Genomic DNA, 26682 nt, shown 5'->3' with positions numbered 1-26682 from the left:
CCGGATCCTCGGGCTTGGCTCGATCGGCCGCTCAGCGCGCCACGGCGACCCGCATCGAGCGCGCGACATAGGCCAGGCCGGCGATGGTCAGGGCCAGGCCGACGAGCATCGAGGGCAGCACCTGGGCGAGGCTGGGCGTTTCGCCCTTGAGCACCAGCAGCATCAGCGTGTTCTGGGCAAGACCCGGCACCCAGAGATACCAGGGCGCGTCGCCGCCGGGATTCAGAAGGCTCACCATCGGCGCCAGGCCCACCAGGGTGATGATCAGCGTGGAGCCGGCCTGTGCCTCCTTGTAGGTCTTGGAGCGGATCGCCAGCGCCATCAGCAGCGCGCCCAGGCCGGCGGCCAGCGGCAGCTGCAGCAGCAGGAAGGCGCCGACCTCGCCCCAGCCGAACTGGAACATTGCCTGCAGGCTGTCGCTCTTCAGCAGCCACTGGGCCGGCACGAAGCTCAGGTTGGCCAGCAGGGCCACGGCCAGGCCCAGCAGGGCCACCGCGCCCCATTTGCCGGCCACCAGCGCGCCATGCGGCACCGGGTTCATCAGCAGGGGCTCCAGCGAGCCGCGTTCGCGCTCGCCGGCCGTGCTGTCCAGCGCCGCGGTGAGCGCGCCGTAGAGCACCGCCATGATGATGAACATCGGGATGATGCTGGTGATGCGGGCGGCGCGGGCCTGGGTGCTGGCCAGGTCGCGCTCCTCGACGGCCAGCGGCTGCAGCAGCTCGGACGAGACACCGCGCATCGCCAGCGTCAGCGCCGCGCGTTCGCGGCCGAAGCCCTGCAGCAGGCGCTGCATGGCGCCGGTGCCGGCGCTGGCGCGCTGGTTGGCGCTGTCGGTGACGATCTCCACCGTCGGGCGCTCGCCGCGCAGCAGCTCGGCCTCGAAGTCTTTGCCGATCACCAGCACCGGCTCAAGCAACCGGGTGGCGCGCAGCCGCGCCTCGTAGTCGGCTGGCGCCGGCTTGATCGTGTAGGTCTGGCGCTCGAGATAGTTGCGCAAGGTCGGCGCATGCTCGATGCCCGCCACCAGCAGCTCGCGCCGCTCGGCCCGCTCCTCCAGCGAGGCGATCAGGCCCGACAGCGCCATCAGCAGCAGCGGGCCCATCAGCACCGCCGGGATCAGGAGGCGCAAGAGCGTGCGGCGGTCGCGCAGCGCATCGACGATCTCCTTGCGCAGCACGATCAGGAAGTCGTTCCAGGCCTCCGACTTGTGGCTCTTCGTCATGCGGCGGCTCCCCCGAAGGCCAGTTTCACGAAGGCGTCCTCGAAGCGGGCGGCGCCGGCCTGGGCCAGCAGCTCGTCCACCGTGCCCTCGGCCACCGAGCGGCCATGCGCCATCACCACGACGTGATCGCACAGCTGCTCCACCTCCTGCATGATGTGACTGGAGAACACGATGCACTTGCCGCCGCCTTCCGGCGAACGCAGATGGCGCAGCGCCTCGCGCAGCGCGCGGGTGGCCAGCACGTCCAGGCCGTTGGTGGGCTCGTCCAGCACGATATTGGCCGGGTCGTGCACCAGGGCGCGGGCCAGTGCGGTCTTCATGCGCTCGCCCTGGCTGAAGCCCTCGGCGCGGCGCTCCAGGATGTGCTTCATGTCCAGCAGCTGGGCCAGTGCCTCGGCGCGCGCGTGGGCGGCCTCGGTCTCCATGCCCTGCAGGCGGCCGAAGTAGACGATGTTCTCGCGCGCCGACAGCCGCGGATAGAGGCCATGGGCATCGCCCAGGATGCCCATGCGGGCCAGGGCCGCGCGTGGCCGCTGGCGCACATCGATGCCGTCCACCGCGATGGCGCCGGCGTCCGGCGGGAACAGGCCGGCCAGCATGCGCAGGGTGGTGGTCTTGCCGGCGCCGTTGGGGCCCAGCAGGCCGGTGATGCGGCCGTTCGGTGCGTCCAGGCTGGCGCTGCGCACCGCATGCACGGTCTGCTTCGGCGCCCTCTTGAAGACGGAACCGCCGGGGCGGGTGTGGAACTGCTTGGCGACCTGGTCGATATGGATCATGGCTGCTGTACCTCGATCGGCAGGTAGGCGACGGGGCGCGGGATCCTGGCGGCACAGCCGGCGTCCAGCGCCAGCGCCGCGCCGTCCTCCCTGGCGTCGATGAAGCGGTGCACCACCTCGCGCATGCAGGGGAGGCCCATCACACCGTGGCCGGCCTCGGGCACCACCACATGGACGGCCCTGGCGCCAAGCGCCTTGGCCATGCGCTCGCCATGGCGCGGCGGCGTCGCCGGATCGGCCCCGCCGCTGAGCAGCAGCACCGGACTGGCGGCCGGCCTCAGCGTGTAGAAGTCCGGCGACACCGTGCCGCGGGGCCAGGCCTTGCACACGGCCTGGTACTGCTCGGCATCGACGCGACCGAAGTCCGCGCCGGGCGCGTCGCCGGCGGCGGCCAGGCGCGGCAGGTCCTCGGCGCAGACCACCGAGAAATGCATGCCCATCGCCAGCTTCATGGCCTTGCCGCCGCCGCCCAGCGCACCCGCGAGGCCGGTGATGGCCTCGAAGCGACCCTGCGCCGCCTGGTGGATGGCGGCCGGCAGTGCCGCGGCCAGGGCCGGGCTGTACAGCGGCTGGCGCGTGCCGCGCAACAGCATGGCGCGCGTCAGGGTGAAGCGCTCGGGGTTCCCGGTCATCGGATGCGCCACCGTGACGGCGCGCGGCAGGCCGGCCAGCAGGGTCGCCCATTGCTGGCGCAGCGCCGGGTAGCGCCGCTGGCAGGCGGCCTCCGCCTCGCAGGCCCTGAACACCGCATCCAGCGCGGCCTGGCCGTCGGTCGAGAAGCTGGCCGGCAGCACCATGTCCGGTGGCGCCACGCCGTCGATCACCATGCGCCGCACCCGCTGCGGGAACTGGCGCTGGTACTCCAGCGCGGCGCGCGTGCCGTAGGAGGCACCGACCAGGTTCCACTGCGCCACGCCGAGCTGCCGGCGCACCGCGTCGAAGTCCTGCATCGCGATCTCGGTGGTGTAGAAGCGCAGGTCGCCATGCGGCAGTTGCTCCAGCGCCGCGCGGCAGTCGGCCAGGCGCCGCAGCTGGGCCTGCGGGTCCAGCGCCTCGGCCAGCGGCAGCCTGCTCTCATCCGGGCATTCCAGCGCGGCCGAGCGGCCGGTGCCGCGCTGGTCGATGAAGACCAGGTCGCGGCGGTTGTTCAGGCGCGCCAGGCGCGGCAGCACCAGCGGCGCGATGCTGATCGCGCTCTGGCCGGGCCCGCCGGCCAGCATCACCACCGGGTCCGGCTGCTTGTTGCGGGCCATCGCCGGCACGACCAGATAGTGCAGCTCGATCTGCCGGCCCAGCGGCTCCTGCGGGTTCAGCGGCCGCTTGAGCACGCCGCATGCCAGCTCGGTCGGCACGCCCTCGACACGGCAGGGCCGGGTGGGCGCCTCCCGCTCGGGCAGGGCCTGGGCCCGCGCGCCCAGCCCCGCGGCGGCCAGCAGCGCCAGGGCCAGGGCCCATGCGCGTCGATCTCTCCTCGCCCTCATCGTCCGTCCTCCATCGCGTGCCTTGTTCGGATGCGGCCCGATTATGGGAAACGGCGCGGACCGTCCAAGCGCCCATGCCATGGACGGCGGCGCGGCGGGACGAACGGCGGGATTCAGCCGGCGGCTGGCGGCGCGGGCTCGCGCCGGCCGAACATGCCCCAGCCTTCCATCGTCATCACGACCTCGTCGCGCTGGTTGAAGACCTCCCAGGCCGAGCGGATCAGGCCGATCTGGGGCCGGGTCTTGCTGGCCTTGGTCTCCTGCACCGTCATGCGCACGCGCAGGGTGTCGCCGGGGCGCACGGGCTTGAGCCAGCGCAGATTGTCGATGCCGGGCGAGCCCTGGCTGGTGGAGTCCAGCAGGTAGGCGTCGCACATCATGCGCATCACCATCGCGCAGGTGTGCCAGCCGCTGACCGACAGGCCGCCCAGCAGCGAGGCGGTGGCGGCGTCTTCGTCCAGATGCAGCGGCTGCGGGTCGTAGGCGGCGGCGAAGGCCAGGCCCTCGGCCTTGTCGACGACGCGGCCGCCGAACTCGCGCACCTGGCCGACCGCGAAATCCTCGAAAGCATGGGTCTTGTCCATGGGCCGACTATAGGCAGCGCATGGGCCACCGCCATCGCCTGCGCGACAGCATCCCCCAGCGACGCCCGAGGATCCCGCTTTGCCGGCTCGGCGGGGCACCACACCACACCATCGCCTACGCGCCAGCATCCTCCAGCGACGCCCGAGGATCCGGCTTTGCCGGTCCTGCGGGCGTGCCCCCTAGAGGGGGCCGGCCGAAGGCCGTAGGGGGTGGTTCACATCTCCCCGATCGCGATCTGCGACAGCACGTCCAGCTGCATCAGTTCGTCCAGGGTCGGGTCGGGTCTGACGCTGCACCAGGCCAGCACCATCAGGCTGCTGGCCAGGGCGGCAGCGCCCAGCCAGCGGCCGGTGGGCCGGCGCAGGGCGGGCCCGCCATCGGCCGCGGCCAGCCGGGCCTCGGGGGCGGCGTGGCGCTGCTGCCACTGGGCCAGCACGCGCTGCTGCAGCGCGGCGGTGTCGGGGTTCTCGCGGGTCTGCTGCAACTCGGCGCGCAGGGCCCGGCGCAGCGCGTCGTCATCATCGGTCATGACGGCTCCTTCATCTGTACATGCTGGCGTAGTGCCTGCTTGGCGCGGTGCAGCAGCTGGTGGGTGGCGTTGGCGTCGAGCTCCAGCGCGCGGGCGATCTCGGCCACCGAGGCGTCGGCATAGGCCCACATGGCCAGGGCCATGCGCTGGCGCGCCGGCAGGCGCTGCAGCGCGCTGCGCAGCGCGTCGTCCGCTGGCGCGGCGTCCATTGGCGGCGGCGGCTGCTGCTGCGCATCGGCCAGCGCGGTCAGCGCCTCGGGCTCGGTGGCCAGCTCGCGGCGCTGGGTCAGCAGGGTCTTGCAGCGGTTGATCACGATGGCGTTGAAGAAGGTGGCCAGCGCCGCGCCATGGGCCTCGCTGGGCCGGCTGCCCCACAGGCGCAGAAAGGATTCCTGCACCACGTCCTCGGCGTCCTCGGCGTCCTCGGCGCGCCTCAGCAGCCGCAGCGCCAGGCCATGGGCCTGGGGCGTCAGGCGTCGCACCAGGGCGGTCGCGGCCGCGGCCTCGCCGTCGCAGGCGCGCCGCCACAGCGACCAATCCTCCTGCGCAGGCGGGGGGCGCCCGAACCAGCGGGCCAGCCGACCGGCCGGCGCGGGCAGGGCGGCTTCGCGGCCCTTCATTCGGTGGGCAGCCGCTCGCGCAGGGCGCGGCGCTCCTCGGGGCTGAGCTTCTCGAGCATCGCGCGGCGCTGCTGCAGCAGCTCGCGGCGCTGCTCGGGCGTCATCGCCTTGATCTGCTGGCGACGCTCCTCGGCCAGCTGCCGGCGCTGCTCCGGCGGCAGCTCCTCCCAGCGCTCGCGGGTCTGCGCCACCAGGGCCCGGCGCTCGGCCGGGCTGAGGGTTTCCAGGCGCTGGCGCAGCTGCTGGCGGAAGACGCGGCGTTCGGCCGGCGTGGCCTGCTGCAGCTGCTGCTTCAGTTCGGCGCGCCGTTGGGCCTGCTGTTCCGGTGTCTGGCGGGCCCAGTCCTGCGGATCCGGCACGGCCACCGGCGTCGCGCCCGCGGCAAGCGCCAGCAGGGCCGGTGCGGCAGCAAGGAGGAGGGCGCGGGCGAGGGATTTCATCGGCATCTCCATGGCCATCATCGCTCAAGCGCGCCACAGCGCCGCGGGCGGCCGCGGCGCACCGGGCAGCACGCCGGCGTCCAGCTGGGCCTGGGACAGGCCGAACTGATGCTGCAGCAGCGCGGCCAGCACGGCGCGCAGATCCAGCGTGGGCCGCAGATCGCGCCCGTCCAGCAGCTGGGCGGGTGCCAGACCCGGCCAGTCGGCCAGCACGCGCCCGCCGGCCACCGCACCGCCGGCCAGCAGGGCCATGCCGCCGGTGCCATGGTCGGTGCCGCCGCTGCCATTCGGCACGGCCGAGCGGCCGAACTCCGTCATTACCAGCAGCGTCGTGCGGTCCCAATGCGGGCCCAGGGCCTCGCGCAGGCCGGCCAGCCCCTCGTCCAATCCGCCCAGCAGGCGCTGCAGGCGGCCCAGCTGCTGGGTGTGGGTGTCCCAGCCGCCGCTTTCCAGCCAGGCCACCCGCGGGCCGCTATCGGCCGCCAGGAAGCCGCCGGCCTGGCGCGCCAGCGTGGCAAAGCCGCCGCCCGGCGAGCCGGTGGTCCCGATGGCCGCATTCATGCCCTGCTGGGCAAGGGCCTGCGACCAGGCCGCCTGCAGGGCGGGATCCTCGTCGTACAAGCGCGAGACGCGCGCCAGCAGGTCCTCGCTGTCGGCCCGGGCCAGGCGGCGCGATGGCGTCCAGGTGCTGGCCAGCGCGGCGCCGCGCAGCGCCACCGGCATGGCCGGCGTCAGCGCCACGGCCGGCTGGCCGGTGGCCTGCAGCGCGCGGCCCAGCCAGCCGGTGGAGAGCGCGAAGGGCCGCTCGCCGCCGCTCTCCAGCAGCTGCTGGGCGTCGAAATGCGAGCGCTCGCGGTAGGGGCTGGCGACGGCGTGCAGCACCAGCAGCTGGCGCTCGCCATACCAGCGGTGCAGCTGGGTCAGCGCCGGGTGCAGCGCGAACAGCGAGCCGTCCAGCGGCAGCGGCGCCGCCTCGGGCGCCGGCAGCGGGCCGCGCAGCGCGGCCCAGGCCGGATCGCCGACGGCGGGCACCGCGGCCAGCCCGTCGAGCGCGCCGCGCAGCATCACCACGACGAGGCGCGGCGCCTCGGCATCGCGGCTGCCGCCGGCCAGGGCCAGCCGGGCCGGGGCGGCCGCCGCCAGACCGCCGGCGGCCAGCCATTGCAGCGCGGCGCGGCGCCGCAGCGGGTATGAGCTCGGCATCTGTTCCTACCTCCGCTGGAATTCGGGGCTGGCCAGCCACAGGGCCAGGGCCTGGGCGCCGCTGTCGGCGCGCTCGATCTGCCGGCGCGTGCGCTCGCCCAGGTCCTCGCCCAGGGCCAGGCGCGCCAGCAGCCGGGCATCGGCCGCGTCGGCATGGGCGGCGGCAAAGCGCTCGGCCCATTGCACGCGCTTGAACAGGGCGTCCGGCGAGAGCCAGTCCTCGCTGCGGTCCGGCCAGCCCTGGGGCGAGGGCGCGCGGCCCGGCGCCTAGCCCATGGCCTGCACGGCCTGGGCCGCGGCGTCCAGCGCGGCGTCGCCGCCCGCGAAGGGCAGCTTCAGCATGCGGTGGGTCGACAGCAGCAGTTCCTCGGGGCGCTTGAACTTGGGGCGATGGTCGCGCCGCCAGCTCGACTCATGCTCGAACAGCGCGCCGGCGGTGGCGCGCAGATCGCCGTCGCTGGCCAGGTAGCGGGCGGCCACCGCGTCGACCAGGGCCGCGGGCGGATCGTCGGTGACGAAATGGCGCGCCAGCTTGCCGGCCAGATGGCGCGCGGTGGCGGGGTGGCGCGCCAGGTCGCCCAGCAGCGCATCCAGCGCCTGCGGACCCTCGGCATAGCGCTTGCCGAGGATGTGCTTGGTCCCGGGCTGGTGCAGCGCGGCCTCGAAGCCGGCCGTGCCGTCGCCATTGAAGCGCACGGTCCAGCCGGTCAGCAGGCGCGCGGTCTCGGTCACGTCGGCCTGGGTGTAGCCGCCGTCCACGCCCAAGGTGTGCAGCTCCAGCAGCTCGCGCGCCAGGTTCTCGTTCAGGCCGCGGGGCCGCTCGGGCCGGCGCCGGCCGGCGCGCGAATCCGGGCCCACCGACTGCGCGTTGTCCAGGTAGAGCAGCATGGCCGGGTGCAGGGTGGAGGCGCGCAGCAGATCCTTGAAGCTGCCGAAGGCATGCGGCCGGATCGCCTCGTTCTCGTGCGGCCAGACCAGGGCCAGGGTCGTGCCCTTGGTGGCGGCGACGCAGCAATGGTTGGCCCAGAACTGCACCCAGCGCTCGGCCACCGGGGTCGCGGTCGCGACGATGTGCTGCCAGCGGCGCCGCAGACCCTCGCGGTTGATCTGGCGCAGCAGGCGACGCTCCGCGGCGGCGGCCATCGCCCGACCGTTCTGCGGCCCCCCGGGCATGGCCGGTAGCGGCTGCTGCTGCTGCAGCGCGGCGCGCAGCAGCTCGCGGGTGACGCGCAGCGCAGCGGCGCTGTCGGCCAGGCCGACGGCGTCGAAGGGCGTCTGGGCCTCGGGCGCGAACTGGGCCTGGACCCAGCCGCGCGGATCGGACTGCAGGGCGCGCAGGCTGGTCTCGGCATAGCCGAAGCGGTGGGCGGCGAGGGCGGCGGCTTGCATGGCGGGGGAGGGGAATGTGGGTGCCGATGTCGGTGGGGCCTTGTGCGCTTCAACCCGCGCCGGTGCCGGTTCTTACGCCGCGCCGGCAAATCCCCGCGCCGCGCCCGGGATTGGCGTAAGCGCGGCGCCGCCGGCGCGGTTCAAGGGCCACATCGGCATTGCGGCCGGTGCAACCCGCAAGCAAGGACGCCCCTCATGATTCGCAGCCTCACCCTCAGCGCCGCCCTGATGATCCTGCTGGCCGGCCCGGCGCTGGCCGCCGACCCTGCCGAGCGCATGGAGCGGCGCGTCGACAAGCGCCAGGACCGCCAGGCCGAGCGCATCGCCGGCGGCGCCGAATCCGGCCGGCTGACGCGCCGCGAGCAGCGCCGCCTGCAGCGCCAGCAGGCGCGCACCGCCAGGCTGGAGCAGCGCGCCGAAGCCGACGGCCACCTCAGCGGCCGGGAAGCGCTGCGGCTGGAGCAGCGCCAGGACCATGGCAGCCGCATGATCGCGCGCCAGAAGCGCGACGCGCAGACGCGGCCCTGAGCGGGCCGGAAGCGGTTCGCCGATCAGGAACCCGCGCGCAGCCGGGCGTGCCTCGCGACGTACATCCCGACGTACATGCGCGGCGCGCTGCGGCGCATTCAGGGCGAGGGCGGGGCTTCGCACAGCGCCTGCAGTGCCGCCAGCGCCTTGGGCCAGAGCTCGCGCATCATCTGCTCGTAGTCGGCCGTGATGTCCATGTCGACCCGTACCTCGGTGCGGTCGGGCGCCGGCGCCAGCAGGGTGTAGTTCTCGAAGGCCGGGAGCCAGGCGCGCACGGCCTCGCTGTCGCGGTCCTCGACGCCGTCGGCATCGATCATGCCGAGGTGCTCGATCGAGACGAACTCGGGCGCGCGGTTTTCCGCGATGCGCGCCACCATGCCGCCGGCGCCCGGGGCGAGGAACTGGATCGCCTGGCCCTGTTCCCATGAGCCCTCGTAGGTGGAACCCGGCGTGAAGGCCGCGGTCCATTGGCGATAGGTGGGCAGTTCCAACATCGTGCGCCAGACCCGCTCGCGCGGGGCCTGGATCGTGATGGCGAAATGCAGCTTTGTCTTCGCGGGCTTGTGGCTCATGGCGCCTCCTGGGGATGACCGGGTGCCGGCATGGGGCGGAAAGTAGCACCATGCGGCGACCACCAGCAAGCCGAAGCCGCTGTAGAGCAGGGTGAACACCCAGTCCGGCGCGTCATAGAACAGCAGGCGGTGCAGCCAATGGGCGATGAAGCCCTGGTCCGGACCGTAGCCCGCCATGCCGGCCCGCACGCGCAGCCACGATTCCAGCGTGGTCAGCGGGCAGGTGAGGCCGATCCAGGACTCGGCCACGACGCTGGCGATCGCCGCCAGATGGGCGACGCGGAACCAGGCGCGGTTCACCCAGGGCCAGCGCCCGAGCCGGTTGCCGGCGATGATCAGCAGCAGGCCACCGACGACGAACAGCACCAGCGCGGCATGCAGCAGCAGCACCAGGTCGGCCAGCCTCAGCCAATGCGCCGCAGCCATCGGGTTCAGGGCCGCGCGCCGCGCCCGACGCACGGCAGCGAAGCGGCGTCCTCGCGCGCAGGCGCGGCGACCGGGGAATGGCGGTCCATGGGGGCAGTCTGGCACACTCTCCTGTCTCACCGGCGGCGCCGGCGAACCCGGATCGGTCGTCGGCGCCTGCCCGAAATCACCGGAGACGATGCATGAAGCTCTACTACAGCAACGGCGCTTGCTCGCTGAGCCCCCATATCGTGCTGCGCGAGGCCGACCTGCCCTTCGAGCTGGTGCTGGCCAGCACCAGGACCCATAAGCTGGCGGATGGCACCGACTACTACAGCATCAATGCCAAGGGCTATGTACCGCTGCTGGAGCTGGACGACGGTCGGCGCCTGAGCGAGGGCGCGGCCATCGTGCAGTACATCGCCGACCAGGTGCCGGAGCGCCGGCTGGCGCCGGCCCAGGGATCCTGGGAACGCTACCGCCTGCAGGAATGGCTGAATTTCATCGGCACCGAGCTGCAGAGGGGCTTTTCGCCGCTGTTCAACCCGGCTCAGCCCGAGGAGGCCAAGGCGCTGTTCCGCACCAGGCTGGGCGAACGCCTGGCCTGGGTCGATGCGCAGCTGGCCGGCCGCCCCTACCTGATGGGCGAGACCTTCACCGTGGCCGATGCCTATCTGTTCACCGTCACGAACTGGGCGTCCAAGGTGGGCGTGGATATTGCCAGCCTGGCGGCGCTGGGAGACTACCGCGTGCGTGTGGCCGCCCGGCCGGCCGTGCGAGCCGCGCTGCGGGCAGAGGGGCTGCTGCAATGAGCCCCGAGCAGGCGCGCCGCGAGGCGCGGGAGCAGCTCGGGCGCTATCTGCACCGCCTGCCCGAGGAGGCGCCGCGGCTGGCCGCGCTGCGCGCCCAGCTCGACGAGGATGCGGGTGATCCCCTGAGCCGCGCGAACATGCGCGGCCATGTGACGACCAGCGCCCTGGTGCTGAACCCCGGGCTGACCCACACGCTGCTGATCCATCACCGCGTGATCGGGCGCTGGCTGCAGCCGGGCGGGCATTACGAGGCGGGCCAGGACCTGTGGGCCTCGGCGCTGCGCGAGGTGGCCGAGGAGACCGGCGTTACGCGGCTTTCGGCCCACCCGGCCTGGGGCTCGGCCCAGCCGCTGGACATCGACAGCCACCCGATCGCCGCCAACCCGAAGAAGGGCGAGGGGGCGCACTGGCACCACGACTACGCCTATCTGGTGATCGCGACCATGGAAGGGCAAGACCTGGCCCCGCAGCCGGACGAGGTGCATGGCGCGGCCTGGCGGCCGATGGCCGAGCTGGCGGATTCCGGCGAGGCGCGTTTTCGCGGCCTGGCCCAGAAACTCAAGTTATTGCTGCCCTGACCCGGCGGAGTTCGAGCGTCCGCAGGGGGTCAGCCTTTCCTTACCGGCGCCTTGATCAGCGCCTCGCAGGTGGCGCGCTGCTGATCGGCGGGGTCCACCTTGGCGCAGACGCCGTTCAGCTGGGTCTTCAGCCGCTGCAGCACCGCCCGGTGCCGGCCCTCTGCGTTCCAGCTGGCCAGCTTGGCGCCGACGCGCTGCAGCGCGTGCGCGCTGCGCTCGTAGAAGGCGCCCTTGTCCTGCGCGGCCTCCTTGAACAGCTGGGCCGCGGTCTTCTCGATCCTGGCGGCGTCCTGCGGCGCCAGCTCGACCAGGGCCGCCAAATAGCCCGAGCCCCATTGCAGGCGCGTGGCCGGGCCCTCGCTCTTGGCGAAGGACTCCGCGTACCAGCGCAGCGCCTCGTCCTTGCGGCCCTGCTTGCGGGCGTTGCCGCCGAGCTGGCTCATCAGGTAGTAGGGCGAGTGGCTCTTGGCCAGGCTGGCCTTCAGCAGCTCGTCGCTGTCCTTCCACAGCCCGGCCTGGCCCAGCAGATAGGCCACCGCGGTGATCACGGCCTGGCGTTCGTAGCCCTCGGTGACCTCGCGGTCGGCCTTGGCGGCATGGGCCCTGACCTCGGCCAGCAGCGCGGGCGCGATGCCGGGGCTCAGCGCGTCTCTGGGCGCATCGATGCGGGCCAGCTGCACGCGGGCAATCAGGGCCTGGGTGCGGTCGGCGCGCGACAGCGTGGCGTCAAGCTCCAGGCGCTTCAGCGCGGCGTCGAACTCGGCTACCAGGGCCGCTCGCTCGGCACCGGGCTCGGGCGTCAGGGCCCGGACAATGTCGGCCGCCTCGTTGCCCAGCACGTCGGCATGGCTGCGGCTTAGCTTCGCGTCGGCCAGCACCGCGCGCACGCGTTCGCGCAGCGCGGCGTCGGGTCTGACGCCCAGGCCGGCCTGGCTGGCGGCCAGGGCCTTCAGCCAGAGGCGCGTCGTGGTTTCGGCATCGTTTGCGCCCGCGCTGGCCACGGCCAGCTGCACCAAAAGGCTCGGGCGCTCGCCGGCCGGCACCAGCTGCTGCTCGTCGGTCTCCCAGGAATAGAAGCCCAGCAGGCGCCATTCATTGGTCGTCAATTTCTTGCCGGCCTGCGCATCGGCCAGCACCGCCTTGACCGGGCGGCCGCCGGCCATGCCCAGCTGCAGCACCTGCAGCACCTGGGGCGCGTCGGCCTCGCCGGGCAGGCGCGTGATCTCGCCGCCCTCGGGGCCGAACAGGATCATCGTCGGGTAGCCGCGCACCTTGAAGCGCGCGCCGAGCTTCTGCGCGCCGGGCAGGTCGCCGTCGATATTGACGGCCACGAAGGCGCGCGACTGCTCGATGAAGTCCTGGCGGTTGAACAGCGTGGCCTTCAGCTGGTTGCAGGGCGGGCACCATTTGGCGCCCCAGTACAGCAGCACCGGCTTCTTCTCGGCCCTGGCGCGCGCGAAGGCGCGTTCGATGTCGGCATCGGCCGCGGCGTTCTGCCAGGCCACGCCGGCGGTGGCCGGAGCGCTGGCATGGGCCGCGGGGGCCAGCAGGGCGATGGCCAGGGCCAGCGCGGTCAGGGACTTGTTCATGGCCGGGATTGTCGGTCCGGGCGCAAGCCCCTGCCCATGAGGGGAATGCAGGAGCTCATGCGGATTTTGGGAGGATCTGTGCGCTGTTCAGACCGCCGCGAAGCGCTCGGCCAGCCGCTCGGCGCGGAAGCGCTCGACCAGGAAGTCGATGAACACCCGGGTCTTGGCCGGCAGCAGGCGCTGGCCCGGGAAGTACAGCGAGAGCGGGCCGGCGTCCCAGTACCACTGCGGCAGCACGCGCTTGAGCCGCCCGGCCTCCAGATGCGGCAGCACATGGGGCAGGGCCACCAGGGCCACGCCCAGGCCCATCAGCGCGGCGTGGGTCAGCGCCTCGGGGTCGTTGAGCACGGCGCGCATGCGCGGCTCGATCGCCGCCTCGCGGCCGTCGCGATGGCGCAGCAGCCGGTCGCGCAGCCGGCCATGCTGGACCGAGCGCATCGCGAGGCCGTCCCAGTCGGCCAGGTCGGCCGGCTCCTTCGCCTCGCGCCGGCCTGCCAGATAGGCCGGCGAGGCGACCGCGACGATATGCACCCGCGCCAGCTCGCGCGCCACCACGCCCGGCGCCAGCTCGATGCCGCCGGCGATCGCGGCGTCGAAGCCCTCGGCGATCAGGTCCACCTTGCGGTTGTCGAAATGCCAGTCCGGCCGAACCGCCGGGTAGCGCGCCAGGAAGTCCGGCAGCAGGGGCAGCACGTAGTCGATGCCGAAGCCCGGCGCCATGCTCAGCTTCAGGGTGCCGGCGGGCTGGCCGGCGTCGGTGGCCAGCGCGGCGATGGCCGACTGGATGCCGTCCAGCGAGCCGGCCACCGACTGCAGGAAGCGCTCGCCCGCCTCGGTCAGGGTCAGCTTGCGGGTGCTGCGCTGGAACAGGCGCACGCCCAGATTGGCCTCCAGCCGCGCCACGTTGCGGCTCACCGCCGCCGGCGTCAGCGCCAGGCGCCGCGCGGCGGCCGAAAAGCTCAGGGCCTCGGCGCTGCGCACGAAGGATTCCAGGTTCGCCAGGGTTTCCATCGCTTCGACCACCAATCTTCAAGCATTGCTTGAAAAAGATTCTAGACATTGCCGGCTACCGAAAGGGGAGTGCGGCGCCCAAAGTAGAGCCATCGCAAGCCACTTCTTCTCTTCCTCGAAAGGAACCGACATGAACACCGTCACCGCTTCTTCTTCCCGCTCGCTGGCCGGCAAGGTCGCCTTCGTCACCGGCGGCTCGCGCAGCATCGGCGCCGCCGTCGTGCGCCGCCTGGCCGCCGAGGGCGCCGCGGTCGCCTTCACCTATATGGCCTCGCCGGCGCCGGCCGAGCTTCTCGTCAAGGAGATCGAGGCCGCCGGCGGCCGCGCGCTGGCGATCCCTGCCGACGCCGGCGATGCCGCCGCCATGGCGGCCGCGGTGCAGCAGGCCGCCACCGTGCTCGAACGCATCGACATCCTGGTCAACAACGCCGGCATCGCGATCGTCAAGCCGGCCGGCGAGTTCTCGCTGGAGGACTTCGACCGCATCGTCAATGTCAACGTCAAGGGCGTGTTCGTCGCGACGCAGGAGGCGCTGAAGCACATGGCGAACGATGGCCGGGGCGGCCGCATCATCAATATCGGCAGCATCAACAGCGAGTACGTGCCCTACGGCGGCGGCGGCCTCTATGTGCTGACCAAGGCCGCGGTGGCCGGCTGGACCCAGGCGCTGGCGCGCGACCTCGGCCCGCGCGGCATCACGATCAACAACGTGATGCCCGGCCCGACCAACACCGACATGAACCCCGACAACAGCGAGTTCGCCCAGCAGGCGCGCGGCTATATCGCGCTGCAGCGCTACGCGCAGCCGGCCGAGATCGCCGATGCCGTGGCCTACCTGGCCAGCCCTGGCGCCAGCTTCATCACCGGTGCCAACATGCCGGTCGATGGTGGGTATTCCGCCTGAGCCCCGGAGCAAGACCATGAGCAACCACAGCATCGGCATCATCGGCAGCGGCAATATCGGCGCCGCCATCGCCCGCGCTTTGACCCGCAGCGGCCTGGAGGTGACCCTGGCGAACCGGCGCGGGCCGGACTCGCTGCAGGCCCTGGTCCGCGAGCTGGGTCCGCAGGCCCGGGCCGGCACGGTGGCCGAGGCGGCGCAAGCCGAGCTCGTGTTCGTCGCGGTCAACTGGTCCAAGATCCCGGCGGCGCTGGCCGGCCTGCCGGACTGGGGCGGCCGCATCGTGATCGACGCCAACAATCCGATCGAGGCGCCGACCTTCCAGCCCATCGAACTGGGCGGCCGCGCCTCCAGCGAGGTGTTCGCTAAGCATGTGCCGGGCGCCCGCGTGGTCAAGGCCTTCAACCACCTGCAGCCCCATCTGCTGGCGGGCGATCCGCGCGCCGAGGGCGGCCGGCGCGTGCTGTTCCTGGCCGGCGACGAGCGCGACGCCAAGGCCACGGTGACGCGGCTGATCGAAGAGCGGCTGGGCTTCGCGGCCATCGACCTGGGCACGCTGGCCGAGGGCGGCCGCCTGAGCCAGTTCCCGGGCGGCCCGCTGCCGGCGCTGAACCTGGTGAAGTTCGGCGCTTGAGACCCCGGTAGGATCGGGCCGGCAAGACCCGGCCCTTCTCTTCCTCATCATCGCCCTCCAGCCGCATGTCCGACATCACCCTCGACCAGCGCCTGGCGCAGCCCCTGCAGCTGCTGCGGGCCCAGGCGCGGCCGGAGGCGCTGGACGGCATGGCGCGCTTCGGCCTGACCGGCGCGACGCGGCTGGGCCTGTCGGTGCCGCAGATGCGCACGCTCGGCAAGCAGCTGGGCCGAACGGACCATGAGCTGGCGCTGGCCCTGTGGGACACCGGCATCCCCGACGCGCAGATCGTCGCCTCGCTGCTGGCCGACCCGGCCGCCCTCACGGTGGCGCAGATGAACCGCTGGACGCGCGGCATGCAGGCCTGGGACGTCTGCGACCAGGCCTGCCTGAATGCGTTTCGCAGGTCGCCGCTGGCCTGGGCGCGCATCCCGGTGTGGGCCGCGGCGCGCAATGAGGACCTGTTCGTCAAGCGTGCGGCCTTCTCGCTGCTGGCGGTGCTGGCCGTGCATGACAAGGGGCGGGCGGATGCGGACTTCGCGGCGCTGCTGCCGCTGATCGAGGCGGCGGCGGATGACGAGCGCAACTTCGTCAGGAAGGCGGTCAACTGGGCGCTGCGGCAGATCGGCAAGCGCTCGCGCGGGCTGCTGCCGCAGGCCATCGCCAGCGCCGAGCGGCTGCGGGAGCGGCCGGAGAAGAGCGCGCGCTGGATCGGGGGCGATGCGCTGCGGGAACTGAGGCCCAGGTTCGAGCGGGCAGGCCGGGCCGGCTAGACGCGACAGGCATCGGCTTTCGTGGTGCCAATTGGTGCGTATCGGGCACCACCGTGCGCCCGTTTGCAGCCTACCGCCTCGCGCCCGTCCTCCCTACGATGAAAGACACACGGCCTTCCGCCGTGATCCGCGCCCGACACCGCAGGGTGTTGAACGGAGACTTGCTGCCAGTCGTCCGACTGGTTCGGCCCGGGCAATCGGGTGGTCTTTCTTTGAGGCTTCATCACTATGAATTCCGTGGATAACTCCTTGCGCGCCGCCAGCCAGAGGGCCGACGAGTTGGTGCCGTCGCGCTATGCGCTGCGGGTTGGCGAGATCGAGGTGCTGGTGATCAGCGATGGGGTGCTGCCGCAGCCGGCCACGACGATCGCCACCAACGCCGACCCGGCCGACATGGCGGCCTGGCTGGACCACATGCGCCTGCCGCCGGACGAGTTCGCCTGGCCGCTGAACGTGGTCGTGCTGCGCAGCGGCGACCAGACCATACTCGTCGACGCCGGGGTGGGCGCGGAGTTTCACTCCCCGCGCAACGGGCACCTGGCCCTGCGACTGGACGCCGCCGGCATCGATCCCGCATCCATCACCGACGTGGTGCTGACCCACATGCATGTGGACCATGTCGGCGGGCTGCTCGCCGACGGACTGATGGGGCGGCTGCGCCCGGACGTGCCGATCCACCTGGCGGCGGCCGAGGCCGAGTTCTGGGCCTCGCCCGATTTCCCCCCCTTCATGCCGCCGCCGGTGCGGGACGTGCTTGGGCCCGTCGCCGCGCGCTTCCTGGACAAATACCGCGGCCAGCTGCGGCTGTTCGACGCGCAGTGCGAGGTGGCGCCGGGGGTGCTCGTCTGTCGCACCGGCGGCCACACGCCCGGGCACAGCGTGGTCCGCCTGGCATCCGGCGGCGAGCGGATGACCTTCCTCGGCGATGCCGTGTTCCACAACCATTTCGACCGCCCCGACTGGTACAACGCTTTCGACCATGACCCCGAGGAGGCGGTCCGCGTCCGGATCGGTCTCTTGCGGGAGCTGGCGGCGACCCGCGAGCTGCTGGTGGCCGCTCACGTGTCGTTCCCATTCGGCCGGGTGGCGGTCGAAGGCGACGTCTTTCGTTTTGTACCGGCCTACTGGGGGTACTGACGGGGGGACTGCCCGCCGTCGGCAAGTCCTGACCCCGGCTCGGTCGATCGCCTCGGACGGCAGCGGCCGCCGATGCGCCGCGAACCGGGCCAGCGCCACGCGGCCCAGCGTGGCGGCGGCGACCAGCCGGCCCTGGCGCGGTGGGACAGCGGCATCCCGGATGCGCAGATCGCCGCCTCGCTGGTGACCGACCCGGCCGCGCCGGCGGTGGTCAGGGCATGCGCGCCTGGGTCCTGTGCGAGCGTCCCGGTGTGGGCCACGGCGCGCAACGGGGACTTGTTCGTCAAGCGCGCCGCCTTCTCGCTGCTGGCGGCCATGGCCGTGCATGACATGGGGCGGTCCGACGTGGACTTCGTGGCAATGCTGCGCTGATCGAGGCGGCGGCCGACGACGAGCGCAACTTCGTCAAGAAGGCGGTCAACTGGGCGCTGCGCCAGATCGGCAAGCGCTCGCGCGCGCTGCTGCCGCAGGCCATTGCCTGCGCCGAGCGGCTGCGGGCGCGGTCGGAGAAGCGCGCGCTGGATCGGGGCCGATGCGCTGCGGGAGCTGAAGCCGCGGCTGGGCCGGGCACCTGCGGCAGATTGACCGGAGATGGAGAGACAGACGGGGCCGGACGTCCGTGCATTGCTGTCGGCCAGGAGCGGCGCGCCAGGTGCGGGCGGGATGCGGCCGCTGATGGTGCCGATGCGAGTCGATGCGAGCGCCGGCACGGTCCGCTGCCGGCCGGCCCGAGCTAGCGCCGAAGCAAGAAAAGCCTCAAGGCTCGGCCGCCAGCTTCAGCAGCACGTCCAGCAGCACATCGGCCCCGCGCGCCAGATCGGCCGGTTCCGTGAACTCGCGGGGGTTGTGGCTGATGCCTCGCACGCTGGGTACGAAGATCATCGCCGCCGGGCAGATGCGCGCCATCATCTGCGCGTCGTGACCCGCGCCGGAAGTCATCCGGCGCTGCGAGTACCCTCGCGCGGCCGCCGCGCCTTCGATGATGCGGACCAGTCGTCCATCGAAGGTCACCGGCTCGAAGCGCACCAGCCGCCTCGCTTCGATCTCGACGGACTCCTCGGCGGCGAGTCGCTGGATGTACGCGGCCAGCTCGCGCTCGGCCGCGCAGAGCATCGCGTCGTCGGTGTTGCGCAAATCCACGGTCAGCGTGGCGCGAGCCGCAATCACATTGATCAGGTTCGGATGCAGCTGGATGGCGCCGACGGTGGCGACCTGGCTGCCGCCATGGCGACGCGCCAGGTCCCGCACGAACACGGCGATCGCGGCCGCGCAGTAGCCCGCGTCGCGTCGCAGCCGCATCGGCGTCGTGCCCGCATGGTTGGATTGGCCGGTGATGGTGAACTCCTGCCATGAGATGCCTTGCAGGTTCTCCACCGCGCCGATCTGGACGCCATCGGCCTCCATCACCGGACCCTGCTCGATGTGCAGCTCCACGAAGGCCTGCGGCACGATCGCCCCGCAGGCCATGGCGCCGGCGTAGCCAATGCGCTGCAGCTCGTCGCCCAGTCGCGATCCGTCCGCGCCGATGGTGTCCAGCGCCTGCTGCAGGGAGTAGCCGCCGGCATACACCAGCGAGCCCATCATGTCGGGCTGGTAGCGGACGCCTTCCTCGTTCGTGAAAGCCGCGACGACGATCGGCCGTTCGGTGACGATCCGGCGCTCGTTGAGCCAACGCACCACTTCCAGCCCGGCCATCACGCCATAGTTGCCGTCATAGCGGCCGCCGGTGGCGACCGTGTCGATATGCGACCCGGTCATCACCGGCGCGCCGTTGGACCGCCCGGCACGGGTGCCGAAGATGTTGCCCAGCTGGTCGACCTGCACGGCCAATCCTAGCTGGACCATCCAGGCCACCAGCTGGTCCCGCCCCTGCCGGTCCGCGTCGGTCAAGGCCACGCGGCAGACGCCGCCGCCTTCGATGGCGCCGATGGCCGCATGCTCGTCGATCCGCTGCATCAGCTGGCCCTGGCCGATCCCCTGACGCTCCAGCCAGGCGCGCTGGGCCGCGAGCACCGCTTCGTGGCCGCATCCCGCCAGCTCCGCGTAGACGGTCGGCGCCGTCGCGCCTTCGGTGCTGATCAGCAGCACGCGGGAGCGCTTGTCTAGCCCGCTGGCCGCGAGCCCCTCCGTATCGCCGGCCAGCGCCTGCAGTCCCGCCAGCCCGGCCGCGCCCGATTCCCCGGACAGTACCGGGATGTCGCCATGCTCCGCATGGGCCAAAGTCCGCAGCGCCTCGACGGCCCGGGCGTCGGAGACTGTCATAAACATATCCACCGCTGGTTGGAGGAAGCGCCAGGCCAGCGGGGAGGTTTCTCCGCAGGCGAGCCCGGCCATGACGGAGTCGACGCTGCCGGTGGCCAGCGATGCCCGGCCCTGGAGCGCGCTCTGGTACAGGCAGTCGGCCTGCTCGGGCTCGACCACGATGAAGCGGGGGCGTTGAGCGCCATAGCGCTCCCAGAAGTGGCTGACGATGCCTGCCGCGAGCCCGCCCACGCCGCCTTGCAGGACCACGTGTGTCCACGGGCAGGGCGCTGAGGCCGGCACGGCCTCCAGCAACTCTTCCGCCAGCACGCCATAGCCTTGCATGACGTCGCGCGGCACGTCCTCGTAGCCCTCGTACGAGGTGTCGGACACGACCTCCCAGCCATGGGCCGTTGCCAGGCGTGCGGCCTCATCGACCGACTCGTCATAGTTGCCGCGGATGCGGACGATCTCGGCACCATGGGCCGCGATCGCATCCTCCCGCTCCTGGCCGACATGGGCATGCAGCACGATCACGCAGCGGCAGCCGATGCTCCGGGCAGCGGCGGCAAGGCCGCGACCATGATTGCCATCGGTGGCGCTGATGACGACGAAGTCCTTCAGCGCGCCAGCGTGCTGCCCCGCGAACAGTTCCGCGGCGGTCCAGGAGTGGTCGGGCCACCGGCGCAGCACCAGCTGGACCAATGCGTTCGGTGCGCCCAGGGCCTTGAAGCTGCCCAGGTCCGAGCGCTTCGATTCGTCCTTGACCGTCAGGCCGGCGATGCCCAGCGCCCTGGCCAGCCCGGGAAGCTCCCAGGCCGGGGTCGGATGGGCGTTCAGGTGCGGCCAGGTGGACAGGCGCGCCCGGCTGGCGCGGCCGGCCTCCAGGCTGAGGACCCGCTGGAGGTCGGCGGCATAGGGGCGACGCGTGGCGTGGGGGTTGAGCAGGAACATGTCAGTTGACCACAGTGGAGCGGGGGAGTCGGACTCGGGCGAGCTCGGCGAAGTAGCGCGCGCCGATGGGCAGGATCTGATCGTTGAAGTCGTAGCGGGCGTTGTGCAAGGGCACGGCACCGGGGCTGGCGCCATCGCCGTTGCCGATGAAGACGAAGGCACCGGGCATGACCTTCAGGAAGCCTCCGAAGTCCTCCGAGATCATCATCGGGGGCACGTCGGCGTTCACACCGAGATCGCCGACCACCGACCGCGCGGCCCGCACGGCCACGTCGACGCATTGCGGCCAGTTCACGGTGGGTGCGAATTCATGCGTGTACTCGACGGTGCAGGTCGCGCCATGCGCGCGGCAGATGCCCTCGCACAGCTCGCGCATGCGCTGCTCCAGCAGGGCCTGCACCTCCGGTGCATAGCTGCGGGTGTCGCCCTTGATCACCACCTCCGTCGGAATCGCGTTGCGAATGCCGTCGGTCATGAACTCGGTGCAGGACAGCACGGCCGAGTGCCGAGGATCGACCGAGCGCGCGACGATGGTCTGGAGCGCGAGCACGATCTCGGCCCCGATCACCAAGGGGTCGATGGCCATATGCGGGCGGGCCGCATGTCCGCCGCGGCCGGTGATGCGGATGACGAAATTGTCCTCGCTCGCCATGATGCCGCCTGCCCGGGTGGCGATGTGGCCGGCGGGCATGCCGGGGATGTTGTGGGCGCCATAGATCTCGTCCATCGGAAAGCGCTCCAGCAGGCCGTCGGCCAGCATGGCGGCAGCCCCCCGGCCGTGTTCCTCGGCGGGCTGGAATACGAAGCGCACGGTCCCGTCGAAGTCGCGACGGCGTGCCAGCAACTGCGCCGCGCCCAGCAGCATCGCCATATGCCCGTCGTGACCGCAGCCATGCATGCATCCCGGGTTGCTGGAAGCGTAGGCACGGTTCTCCGCGGTCTCTGCCATCGCCAGCGCATCCATGTCGGCGCGCAAGCCGATGACGCGCTGGCCCGATCCGACCTTGAGGCTGGCCACGACGCCGGTGCCGCCGATGCCGCGATGCACCTCCAGCCCGAACAGTTCCAGGATCTGGGCGACCCGGTCCGAGGTTTGCTGCTCCTTGAAGCCGGTCTCGGGAAAACGATGAAAGTCCTGACGCCAGCGTACCCAACCGGCCTCAAGCGCGTCCTCGCCCGTTTGCTGCGTCAGGCCTTCCATGCTGGCTCCCATGCGTCGATATGGAATTCTTGGGCATGGGTGCAGAACAAATTCACCGTAAATTGGCAACGTATGATTGCTCTGTCTCAATCGGCGCGGGATGACCGATCAAATGGCTCAGCGGCTCGGAAAGAATGGCCTCCCGGTCTCCCTGGACGCCCTGGATGCGGCCTTGCTGGACCTGCTGCAGCGCGACGCATCGCTGCCCGTTCGTGCGCTGGCTGACCGGGTCGGCAGTTCGCCGGCGACCTGCCAGCGGCGTATTGCCCAGATGCGGGAGTCGGGCGTGCTGCACAAGCAGGTCGCCCTCGTCGACCGGCAGCTGGTGGGACGTGCGTTGACCGTCTTCGTTTCGGTGGAGCTGGAGAAGCAGAATGCGGCCTTGCTCAAGCAGTTCGAGCAGCGCATGGCCGCGCTGGAGGACGTGATGGCCTGCTACGAGGTGTCGGGGGAGTTCGACTTCCTGATCATCGCCAGCGCCGAGTCCATGGAGCAGTACCACGCCTTCACGCGCGAAGTCTTTTCTTCCAACAACAACGTGCGCAACTTCAAGAGCATGTTCGCGATGAATTGCTCGAAGTTCGAGACACGGGTTCCCTTGCCTGCCGCTCAGCGGGGCTAGTGCCGAGCCCGCCCGTTCCAGCGCGCAGGCCAAACGGCGGGCGGGCCGGTTTGTGCTGGAGGCTGGGCGCGGACATCCAGGTCCCTGGCGCCCACGGCAAGGGTGATGTGATGGACACTGCGCCACATGCAGTGGCGGTGCTGTTGGTCGTCAACCAGCATTGCGCCCGCTTGCGCTTGACTTCAGAGGAGACGCAGCATGGAGCGATTCACGGGTGGCTGCCTGTGCGGCAACGTGCGGATTGTGGCGTCTGGACTCCCGTACCGGGTCGGCCTTTGCCACTGTCTCGACTGCCGCAAGCATCACGGGGCCCTTTTCCACGCGTCCGCGGTGTTTCCTCAGGATGCGGTGGCGATCGATGGCGAGACACGCGACTACGCCGGGCGGTTCTTCTGCCCCCGCTGCGGCTCGTCCGTTTTCGCACGCACCGCAGACGAAATCGAAGTGAACTTGGGATCCCTGGATGCCCCTGACCAATTGATGCCCACCTACGAAAGCTGGATCGTCCGTCGCGAGTCCTGGTTGCCGCCGTTTCCGCTCACGAGACGATACGACCGCGATCGTGACGCCACGAGTCGCTTTGAGGGGTAGGTCGCACGAACGGCGTGGAGGCGCTCGACCGGAACGGAGGGGGCCGGCGTCGCCTGGCGCTTAGAGCGGCTAACAAAAGCTGTCACCCATGCCAGCACGACGGGCCCGGATGCGAAGCTGTTCCGCAAGGGCAGCAGCCAGGCCGCCGTGCTGGCCTATCAAGGGCATGTCTTGATGGAGCACCGCTCGGGTCTCGTAATGGGCGCTGTCGTGACGCAGGCCGATGGCTACGCCGAGCGCGCGGCAGCCCTGGCCATGCTAGACACGGTGCCGGGCAAGCATCGCAAGACGCTGGCCGCGGACAAGGGCTGCGGCACTCGGGACTTCATTGCTCAGTGGCGGTTGGCTCGAATACTCACCCCGGCGCCACAAGGGGCGCAGCGATGAGCAGCCAGCCCTGGCATCACAGGCTTGGCAAGCAGCACTGCATTGCAAGCCCGACCTGCAGAACCGGTCCCGCCTTCATCGATCAGCCCGAGATGGGTGTGATCTTGGCTCGAATGCGGCGAATTTCAACAGCGCCGCTAGGCGGCGCCGTCGACCCAAGACCGCCTTACGCGGCCATCGCCAATGGGCCGAGCAAGGTGTGTCAGCCGCGCCGGGCCGCCTCGATCGCCGCGATATCGATCTTGCCCATCTCCATCATCGCCTCGAAGGCGCGCTTGGCCGCGGCGCGATCAGGATCGGCGAGCGCGGCAATGAGGGCGCGTGGCGTGATCTGCCACGACAGGCCCCACTTGTCCTTGCACCAGCCGCAGGCGCTTGCCTGACCGCCGTTGCCCACCACCGCATTCCACAGGCGGTCGGTTTCGGTCTGGTCGTCGGTCGCCACCTGGAACGAGAAGGCCTCGTTGTGCCTGAACGCCGGGCCGCCATTCAGGCCCAGACAGGGGATGCCGATCACGCTGAACTCCACCGTCAGCACATCGCCCTGCTTGCCCGAGGGATAGTCGCCGGGCGCGTGCTGGACCCTGCCCACCGCGCTGTCCGGAAAGGTCGCGGCATAGAACTGCGCGGCTTCCAGGGCGGTGCCGTCGTACCAGAGACAGATCGTGTTCTTGGGGCTCACCTTCGTTCTCCAACAAATGGCGGTAGGTGCATCCTACGCCGCCGGCAGGCGCCCGGGCCGACGAGGCGCCCGGACTCCGGCCGGCCCGCAAATCCTCCGCTTCCGGTGCTAGGCCGAACGCAATCGCCGGGCGCTCCTCGTTGCCGCGGCCTGCACCGACTCCGGCAGGTCCAGGGCCTGCAGCAACTCGCGCACCAGCGCGCGCGCCGCCCCGGCGGAGGGCACGTTGGTGAAGCCGGCCAGCAGCCCGCGAGGGCCGGCGCTGGCCTGGCGCCAGCGACTCAGCGCGTGCACCGCGAAACCGGCAGCGCGGGCGCGGCCCTCCAGCGCCACATCGTCCAGCGCGTCGTCCAGCTGGATCAGCAGGTGCATGCCGCCGTCGCCCAGCCTCACATGCAGGCCGCGCTGCGCGTGAGGGGCCAGGGCGTCGGCCAGGAAGCCGCGGCGCTGGGCATAGAGCGTCCGCATGCGCCTGATGTGGCGGGCGAAATGGCCATGCTCGATGAAGTCCGCCACCACCGCCTGCAACAGCTCGGGGCATCCGCCATGCATGGCCCGCTGGCAGACGGCCGAGAAGGCCGGCACCCGGCCCTCCGGCACCACGAGATAGGCCAGCCGCAACCCCGGATAGAGCACCTTGCTGAAGGAGCCGAAATAGACCACGCGCTCGCGCCGGTCGAGACTCTTGAGCGCAGGCAGGGGATGGCCGCGGTAGCGGTATTCGCTGTCGTAGTCGTCCTCGAGGATCCAGGCGCCGGCGGTGTCGGCCCAGTCCAGCAGGGCGGTGCGGCGCGCCAGGGTCAATGAGACGCCCGTAGGGCTCTGGTGCGAGGGCGTCACGACGGCCAGGCTCGCCTGCGGCCAGCGTCGTGCGGCAAGGTCCACCCGCATGCCGTCCTCGTCCACGGGCACATGCCGCACCGGGTGGCCCAACCGGCTCAGCACCTGGCTCGTGGGCGGATAGCCCGGGCATTCCACCCAGGCTTCGCCGCCGGGTTTCAGCAGCGTGTCCGACACCAGGCTCAACGCCGCCGCATAACCCGGCACGACATAGACATTGCCCGCCTCGGCCGCAATGCCACGCGAGCGATGGAGGTAGGCGGCGATGGCCTCCCGCAGGCGCGGCAGGCCCTGCGGTGCCGGCATGGCCAGCGGCTGGCTGCTGCGTGCCTGGCGTGCCACCAGGCGCGCCCAGAGCTTGCGCGGAAACTCATCCAGGGCCGGCAGCCCCAATTGCAGCAACTGCGGCGCACCGGCCTCCGCTGGGAAGGCGCTGTCGCGCCGCGCCGGGGCAGGCGCCGCCCCGGCGCGCGAGCCGGTCCGGCCCGGGGGTCTGTTCAGTCCGTCGAACTCGGCCACGAAGGTGCCGGACGGGCCGCGTGCAAGCAAATAGCCCTCGCCGATGAGTCGATCGTAAGCCGCCTCCACCGTGCCGCGTGCAATGCCCAGCTCCGCGGCCAGATTGCGCAGCGAGGGCACGCGCTGCCCGGACGACAGCTGGCCCTGATGAATGAGCGCCTTGAAGCGCTCATAGATCTGCACCTGCAAGGGCGTTCCGGCGTGCTGTTCAATGCGCAGCAAGGATCGCGACATGGCCTACTCATTCGGTCGAAGACTGTACCTGTTGATTGTGACATCCGGCGGGCACACTTGGAGCCATCGAGAACCCCGACCGAGACCACGGCAGACACCATGATTACCGCGACGACCCGCCCCCCCGACGCCGCCGTGCAGCTGCGCCACGCCGAATCCGAGGCCGATGTGCGCGCCTGCTTCGACGTGATGCGCCAACTGCGCCCCGGCCTGCGCGACGCCGAGGCGCTGCTGGCCGCCCTGGCCGTCCAGCGGCCCCAGGGCTATCGCCTGCTGGCCGCCTGGCATGACGGCCGGGCGGTGGCCTTGGCCGGCTACCGCTCGCTGGACAACCTGATCCATGGCCGCTTCCTGTACGTGGACGATCTGGTGACCTGCGAGACCCGTCGTGGCCGGGGCCTGGGCGAACGCCTGCTGGCCGAATTGCGCGACATCGGCCGCGGCACCGGCTGCGGCCGGCTGCTGCTGGACACCGCGTTGTCCAACAGCCTCGCGCAGCGCTTCTACTTCCGCTCCGGACTGCTGGCCAGCGGCCTCCACTTCAGCATGGATCTGAAATGAAGCCCTTTGAAATCCTGCTGCTCGAATGCAGCCCGCGCGCGGACGGGACCAGCGCCCGCCTGGCCCGCCAGTTGCTGTCGACGCTGCAGGAGTGCATCGGTGGCGCGACCCGCCTGACCCGGCGCCGCATCGGCACCGAGCCGCTGCCGCCGATCGACGCGGCCTATGCCGACTCGCTGCGTCTGCCCGCCGCGCGCACCCGCTTCGGTTCGGCGCTGACGGTGTCGGACCGGCTCGTCGAGGAACTGGATCGCGCGGACCTGCTGCTCATCGCCTCGCCGGTGCACAACTTCACGGTGCCCGCCTCGCTCAAGACCTGGATCGACCATGTGGTCCGCCGCGATGTGACCTTCAAGACCACCCCCACCGGCAAGGTGGGCCTGCTGCGCGACCGGCCGACGCTGGTGGCGGTGACCTCCGGCGGCGCCATGTTCCGCGAACCGCCGCTGCAGCCGGACTTCTTCCGCCCCTATCTGCAAGCGGCCCTGGGCGTGATCGGCCTGCACAGCATCAGCTTCGTGCCCGCCACCGGCTTGGCCTTCGCCACCGAACCGCTGGCCGCGGTGGACGCAGCGGCGCGGGCCTGGCTTGCGGCGTCGCCGCCGCTCGCAGGCGGTCCGGCGTCGGTGCTGGGCTCGATCGACGCATGGCCGCAAACGTGAGCG

The 26682-nt window shown here is 71.4% G+C and carries 28 protein-coding genes and 2 pseudogenes; 14 read left to right on the top strand and 16 right to left on the bottom strand.

Annotated elements, in window-relative coordinates:
* Positions 1 to 31: 31 nt before the first annotated feature.
* The 9 genes and pseudogenes from AC07OQ_RS18205 to AC07OQ_RS18165 form a co-directional block, all read right to left on the bottom strand.
* Positions 32 to 1222 (bottom strand): ABC transporter permease, encoded by a 1191-nt coding sequence (locus AC07OQ_RS18205; RefSeq protein WP_495054549.1) that lies wholly within the window; start codon positions 1220 to 1222, stop codon positions 32 to 34.
* A complete protein-coding gene (locus AC07OQ_RS18200; protein ID WP_495054548.1) occupies positions 1219 to 1998 on the bottom strand; it encodes an ABC transporter ATP-binding protein in 780 nt (259 codons plus the stop codon). Before AC07OQ_RS18200 ends, AC07OQ_RS18205 begins: the two co-directional genes overlap by 4 nt.
* Entirely contained in the window at positions 1995 to 3479 is a 1485-nt protein-coding gene (locus AC07OQ_RS18195) for an alpha/beta hydrolase (RefSeq protein ID WP_495054547.1), read from the bottom strand. Before AC07OQ_RS18195 ends, AC07OQ_RS18200 begins: the two co-directional genes overlap by 4 nt.
* A 113-nt stretch (positions 3480 to 3592) precedes the next feature.
* On the bottom strand, positions 3593 to 4063 hold the full coding sequence (locus AC07OQ_RS18190; RefSeq protein WP_495054546.1) for a MaoC family dehydratase: 471 nt from the start codon (positions 4061 to 4063) through the stop codon (positions 3593 to 3595).
* Positions 4064 to 4278: 215 nt separating this feature from the next.
* On the bottom strand, positions 4279 to 4593 hold the full coding sequence (locus AC07OQ_RS18185; protein WP_495054545.1) for a hypothetical protein: 315 nt from the start codon (positions 4591 to 4593) through the stop codon (positions 4279 to 4281).
* Positions 4590 to 5213 (bottom strand): RNA polymerase sigma factor, encoded by a 624-nt coding sequence (locus AC07OQ_RS18180; RefSeq protein WP_495054544.1) that lies wholly within the window; start codon positions 5211 to 5213, stop codon positions 4590 to 4592. The genes AC07OQ_RS18185 and AC07OQ_RS18180 overlap by 4 nt, the downstream gene beginning before the upstream one ends.
* Positions 5210 to 5653, bottom strand: coding sequence for a DUF3106 domain-containing protein (locus AC07OQ_RS18175; RefSeq protein ID WP_495054543.1), 444 nt, complete (start codon positions 5651 to 5653; stop codon positions 5210 to 5212). The genes AC07OQ_RS18180 and AC07OQ_RS18175 overlap by 4 nt, the downstream gene beginning before the upstream one ends.
* 24 nt (positions 5654 to 5677) lie before the next feature.
* Positions 5678 to 6856, bottom strand: coding sequence for a DUF1501 domain-containing protein (locus tag AC07OQ_RS18170; protein WP_495054542.1), 1179 nt, complete (start codon positions 6854 to 6856; stop codon positions 5678 to 5680).
* 6 nt (positions 6857 to 6862) lie between these two features.
* Positions 6863 to 8245: pseudogene (locus tag AC07OQ_RS18165) on the bottom strand (DUF1800 domain-containing protein).
* Between the two features lie 195 nt (positions 8246 to 8440).
* Here AC07OQ_RS18165 and AC07OQ_RS18160 point away from each other — a divergent pair.
* Positions 8441 to 8773 carry a hypothetical protein gene (locus AC07OQ_RS18160; protein ID WP_495054541.1) on the top strand — a complete coding sequence of 111 codons (333 nt, stop codon included), beginning with the start codon at positions 8441 to 8443 and terminating at the stop codon, positions 8771 to 8773.
* A 98-nt stretch (positions 8774 to 8871) separates the two neighbouring features.
* Here the strand turns inward: AC07OQ_RS18160 and AC07OQ_RS18155 are convergent, their stop codons facing one another.
* Positions 8872 to 9804, bottom strand: a complete 933-nt coding sequence (locus tag AC07OQ_RS18155; RefSeq protein ID WP_495054540.1) for a DUF2784 family protein — start codon at positions 9802 to 9804, stop codon at positions 8872 to 8874.
* A gap of 149 nt (positions 9805 to 9953) precedes the next feature.
* On the opposite strand from AC07OQ_RS18155, the gene gstA reads away from it, so the two are divergent.
* Both gstA and AC07OQ_RS18145 read left to right on the top strand, forming a co-directional pair.
* Positions 9954 to 10562 carry a glutathione transferase GstA gene (gene gstA, locus AC07OQ_RS18150; protein ID WP_495054539.1) on the top strand — a complete coding sequence of 203 codons (609 nt, stop codon included), beginning with the start codon at positions 9954 to 9956 and terminating at the stop codon, positions 10560 to 10562.
* Entirely contained in the window at positions 10559 to 11140 is a 582-nt protein-coding gene (locus AC07OQ_RS18145; protein ID WP_495054538.1) for an NUDIX hydrolase, read from the top strand. Before gstA ends, AC07OQ_RS18145 begins: the two co-directional genes overlap by 4 nt.
* Before the next feature lie 29 nt (positions 11141 to 11169).
* Here the strand turns inward: AC07OQ_RS18145 and AC07OQ_RS18140 are convergent, their stop codons facing one another.
* Positions 11170 to 12729: a thioredoxin family protein gene (locus AC07OQ_RS18140; RefSeq protein ID WP_495054537.1), complete on the bottom strand. Its 1560-nt coding sequence runs from the start codon at positions 12727 to 12729 to the stop codon at positions 11170 to 11172.
* Positions 12730 to 12816: 87 nt separating this feature from the next.
* Positions 12817 to 13740, bottom strand: coding sequence for a LysR family transcriptional regulator (locus tag AC07OQ_RS18135; RefSeq protein ID WP_495054536.1), 924 nt, complete (start codon positions 13738 to 13740; stop codon positions 12817 to 12819).
* Positions 13741 to 13870: 130 nt separating this feature from the next.
* Between AC07OQ_RS18135 and AC07OQ_RS18130 the strand changes: the two genes are divergently transcribed.
* The 6 genes from AC07OQ_RS18130 to AC07OQ_RS18105 all read left to right on the top strand — a co-directional run bounded on the left by AC07OQ_RS18130 (position 13871) and on the right by AC07OQ_RS18105 (position 17922).
* The gene (locus tag AC07OQ_RS18130; RefSeq protein ID WP_495054535.1) at positions 13871 to 14644 is read left to right on the top strand and encodes an SDR family oxidoreductase; all 774 of its coding nucleotides are present in this window, start codon (positions 13871 to 13873) and stop codon (positions 14642 to 14644) included.
* Between the two features lie 16 nt (positions 14645 to 14660).
* The gene (locus AC07OQ_RS18125; protein WP_495054534.1) at positions 14661 to 15275 is read left to right on the top strand and encodes an NADPH-dependent F420 reductase; all 615 of its coding nucleotides are present in this window, start codon (positions 14661 to 14663) and stop codon (positions 15273 to 15275) included.
* A gap of 65 nt (positions 15276 to 15340) precedes the next feature.
* On the top strand, positions 15341 to 16048 hold the full coding sequence (locus AC07OQ_RS18120) for a DNA alkylation repair protein (protein ID WP_495054533.1): 708 nt from the start codon (positions 15341 to 15343) through the stop codon (positions 16046 to 16048).
* 228 nt (positions 16049 to 16276) lie between these two features.
* On the top strand, positions 16277 to 17185 hold the full coding sequence (locus AC07OQ_RS18115; RefSeq protein ID WP_495054532.1) for an MBL fold metallo-hydrolase: 909 nt from the start codon (positions 16277 to 16279) through the stop codon (positions 17183 to 17185).
* A 72-nt stretch (positions 17186 to 17257) separates the two neighbouring features.
* The gene (locus AC07OQ_RS18110; RefSeq protein ID WP_495054531.1) at positions 17258 to 17557 is read left to right on the top strand and encodes a hypothetical protein; all 300 of its coding nucleotides are present in this window, start codon (positions 17258 to 17260) and stop codon (positions 17555 to 17557) included.
* A complete protein-coding gene (locus AC07OQ_RS18105) occupies positions 17554 to 17922 on the top strand; it encodes a DNA alkylation repair protein (protein WP_495054592.1) in 369 nt (122 codons plus the stop codon). The genes AC07OQ_RS18110 and AC07OQ_RS18105 overlap by 4 nt, the downstream gene beginning before the upstream one ends.
* A gap of 19 nt (positions 17923 to 17941) precedes the next feature.
* Here AC07OQ_RS18105 and AC07OQ_RS18100 read toward each other — a convergent pair whose 3' ends face one another.
* Positions 17942 to 20380, bottom strand: a complete 2439-nt coding sequence (locus AC07OQ_RS18100) for a diaminopropionate ammonia-lyase (RefSeq protein WP_495054530.1) — start codon at positions 20378 to 20380, stop codon at positions 17942 to 17944.
* Between the two features lies 1 nt (position 20381).
* The gene (locus AC07OQ_RS18095) at positions 20382 to 21581 is read right to left on the bottom strand and encodes a M20 aminoacylase family protein (protein WP_495054529.1); all 1200 of its coding nucleotides are present in this window, start codon (positions 21579 to 21581) and stop codon (positions 20382 to 20384) included.
* Positions 21582 to 21681: 100 nt separating this feature from the next.
* Between AC07OQ_RS18095 and AC07OQ_RS18090 the strand changes: the two genes are divergently transcribed.
* The 3 genes and pseudogenes from AC07OQ_RS18090 to AC07OQ_RS18080 form a co-directional block, all read left to right on the top strand.
* Positions 21682 to 22203, top strand: a complete 522-nt coding sequence (locus tag AC07OQ_RS18090) for an Lrp/AsnC family transcriptional regulator (RefSeq protein WP_495054528.1) — start codon at positions 21682 to 21684, stop codon at positions 22201 to 22203.
* A 198-nt stretch (positions 22204 to 22401) separates the two neighbouring features.
* Positions 22402 to 22794, top strand: a complete 393-nt coding sequence (locus tag AC07OQ_RS18085) for a GFA family protein (RefSeq protein ID WP_495054527.1) — start codon at positions 22402 to 22404, stop codon at positions 22792 to 22794.
* An 84-nt stretch (positions 22795 to 22878) separates the two neighbouring features.
* Positions 22879 to 23157: pseudogene (locus tag AC07OQ_RS18080) on the top strand (transposase); the annotation flags it as partial.
* Positions 23158 to 23383: 226 nt separating this feature from the next.
* Here the strand turns inward: AC07OQ_RS18080 and AC07OQ_RS18075 are convergent.
* Together AC07OQ_RS18075 and pdxR are read right to left on the bottom strand one after the other, a co-directional pair.
* Positions 23384 to 23863 carry a VOC family protein gene (locus AC07OQ_RS18075; RefSeq protein WP_495054526.1) on the bottom strand — a complete coding sequence of 160 codons (480 nt, stop codon included), beginning with the start codon at positions 23861 to 23863 and terminating at the stop codon, positions 23384 to 23386.
* Positions 23864 to 23971: 108 nt separating this feature from the next.
* Entirely contained in the window at positions 23972 to 25456 is a 1485-nt protein-coding gene (gene pdxR / locus AC07OQ_RS18070) for a MocR-like pyridoxine biosynthesis transcription factor PdxR (protein ID WP_495054525.1), read from the bottom strand.
* A gap of 99 nt (positions 25457 to 25555) precedes the next feature.
* On the opposite strand from pdxR, the gene AC07OQ_RS18065 reads away from it, so the two are divergent.
* Positions 25556 to 26017, top strand: coding sequence for a GNAT family N-acetyltransferase (locus tag AC07OQ_RS18065; protein WP_495054524.1), 462 nt, complete (start codon positions 25556 to 25558; stop codon positions 26015 to 26017).
* A complete protein-coding gene (locus AC07OQ_RS18060; RefSeq protein WP_495054523.1) occupies positions 26014 to 26679 on the top strand; it encodes an FMN-dependent NADH-azoreductase in 666 nt (221 codons plus the stop codon). Before AC07OQ_RS18065 ends, AC07OQ_RS18060 begins: the two co-directional genes overlap by 4 nt.
* Positions 26680 to 26682: the final 3 nt, after the last annotated feature.

This window comes from Roseateles sp. GW821-FHT09B06 (assembly GCF_059418245.1).
The sequence above is the reverse complement of the archived record's forward strand: the minus strand, read 5'-3'. Positions and strand labels throughout refer to the sequence as shown.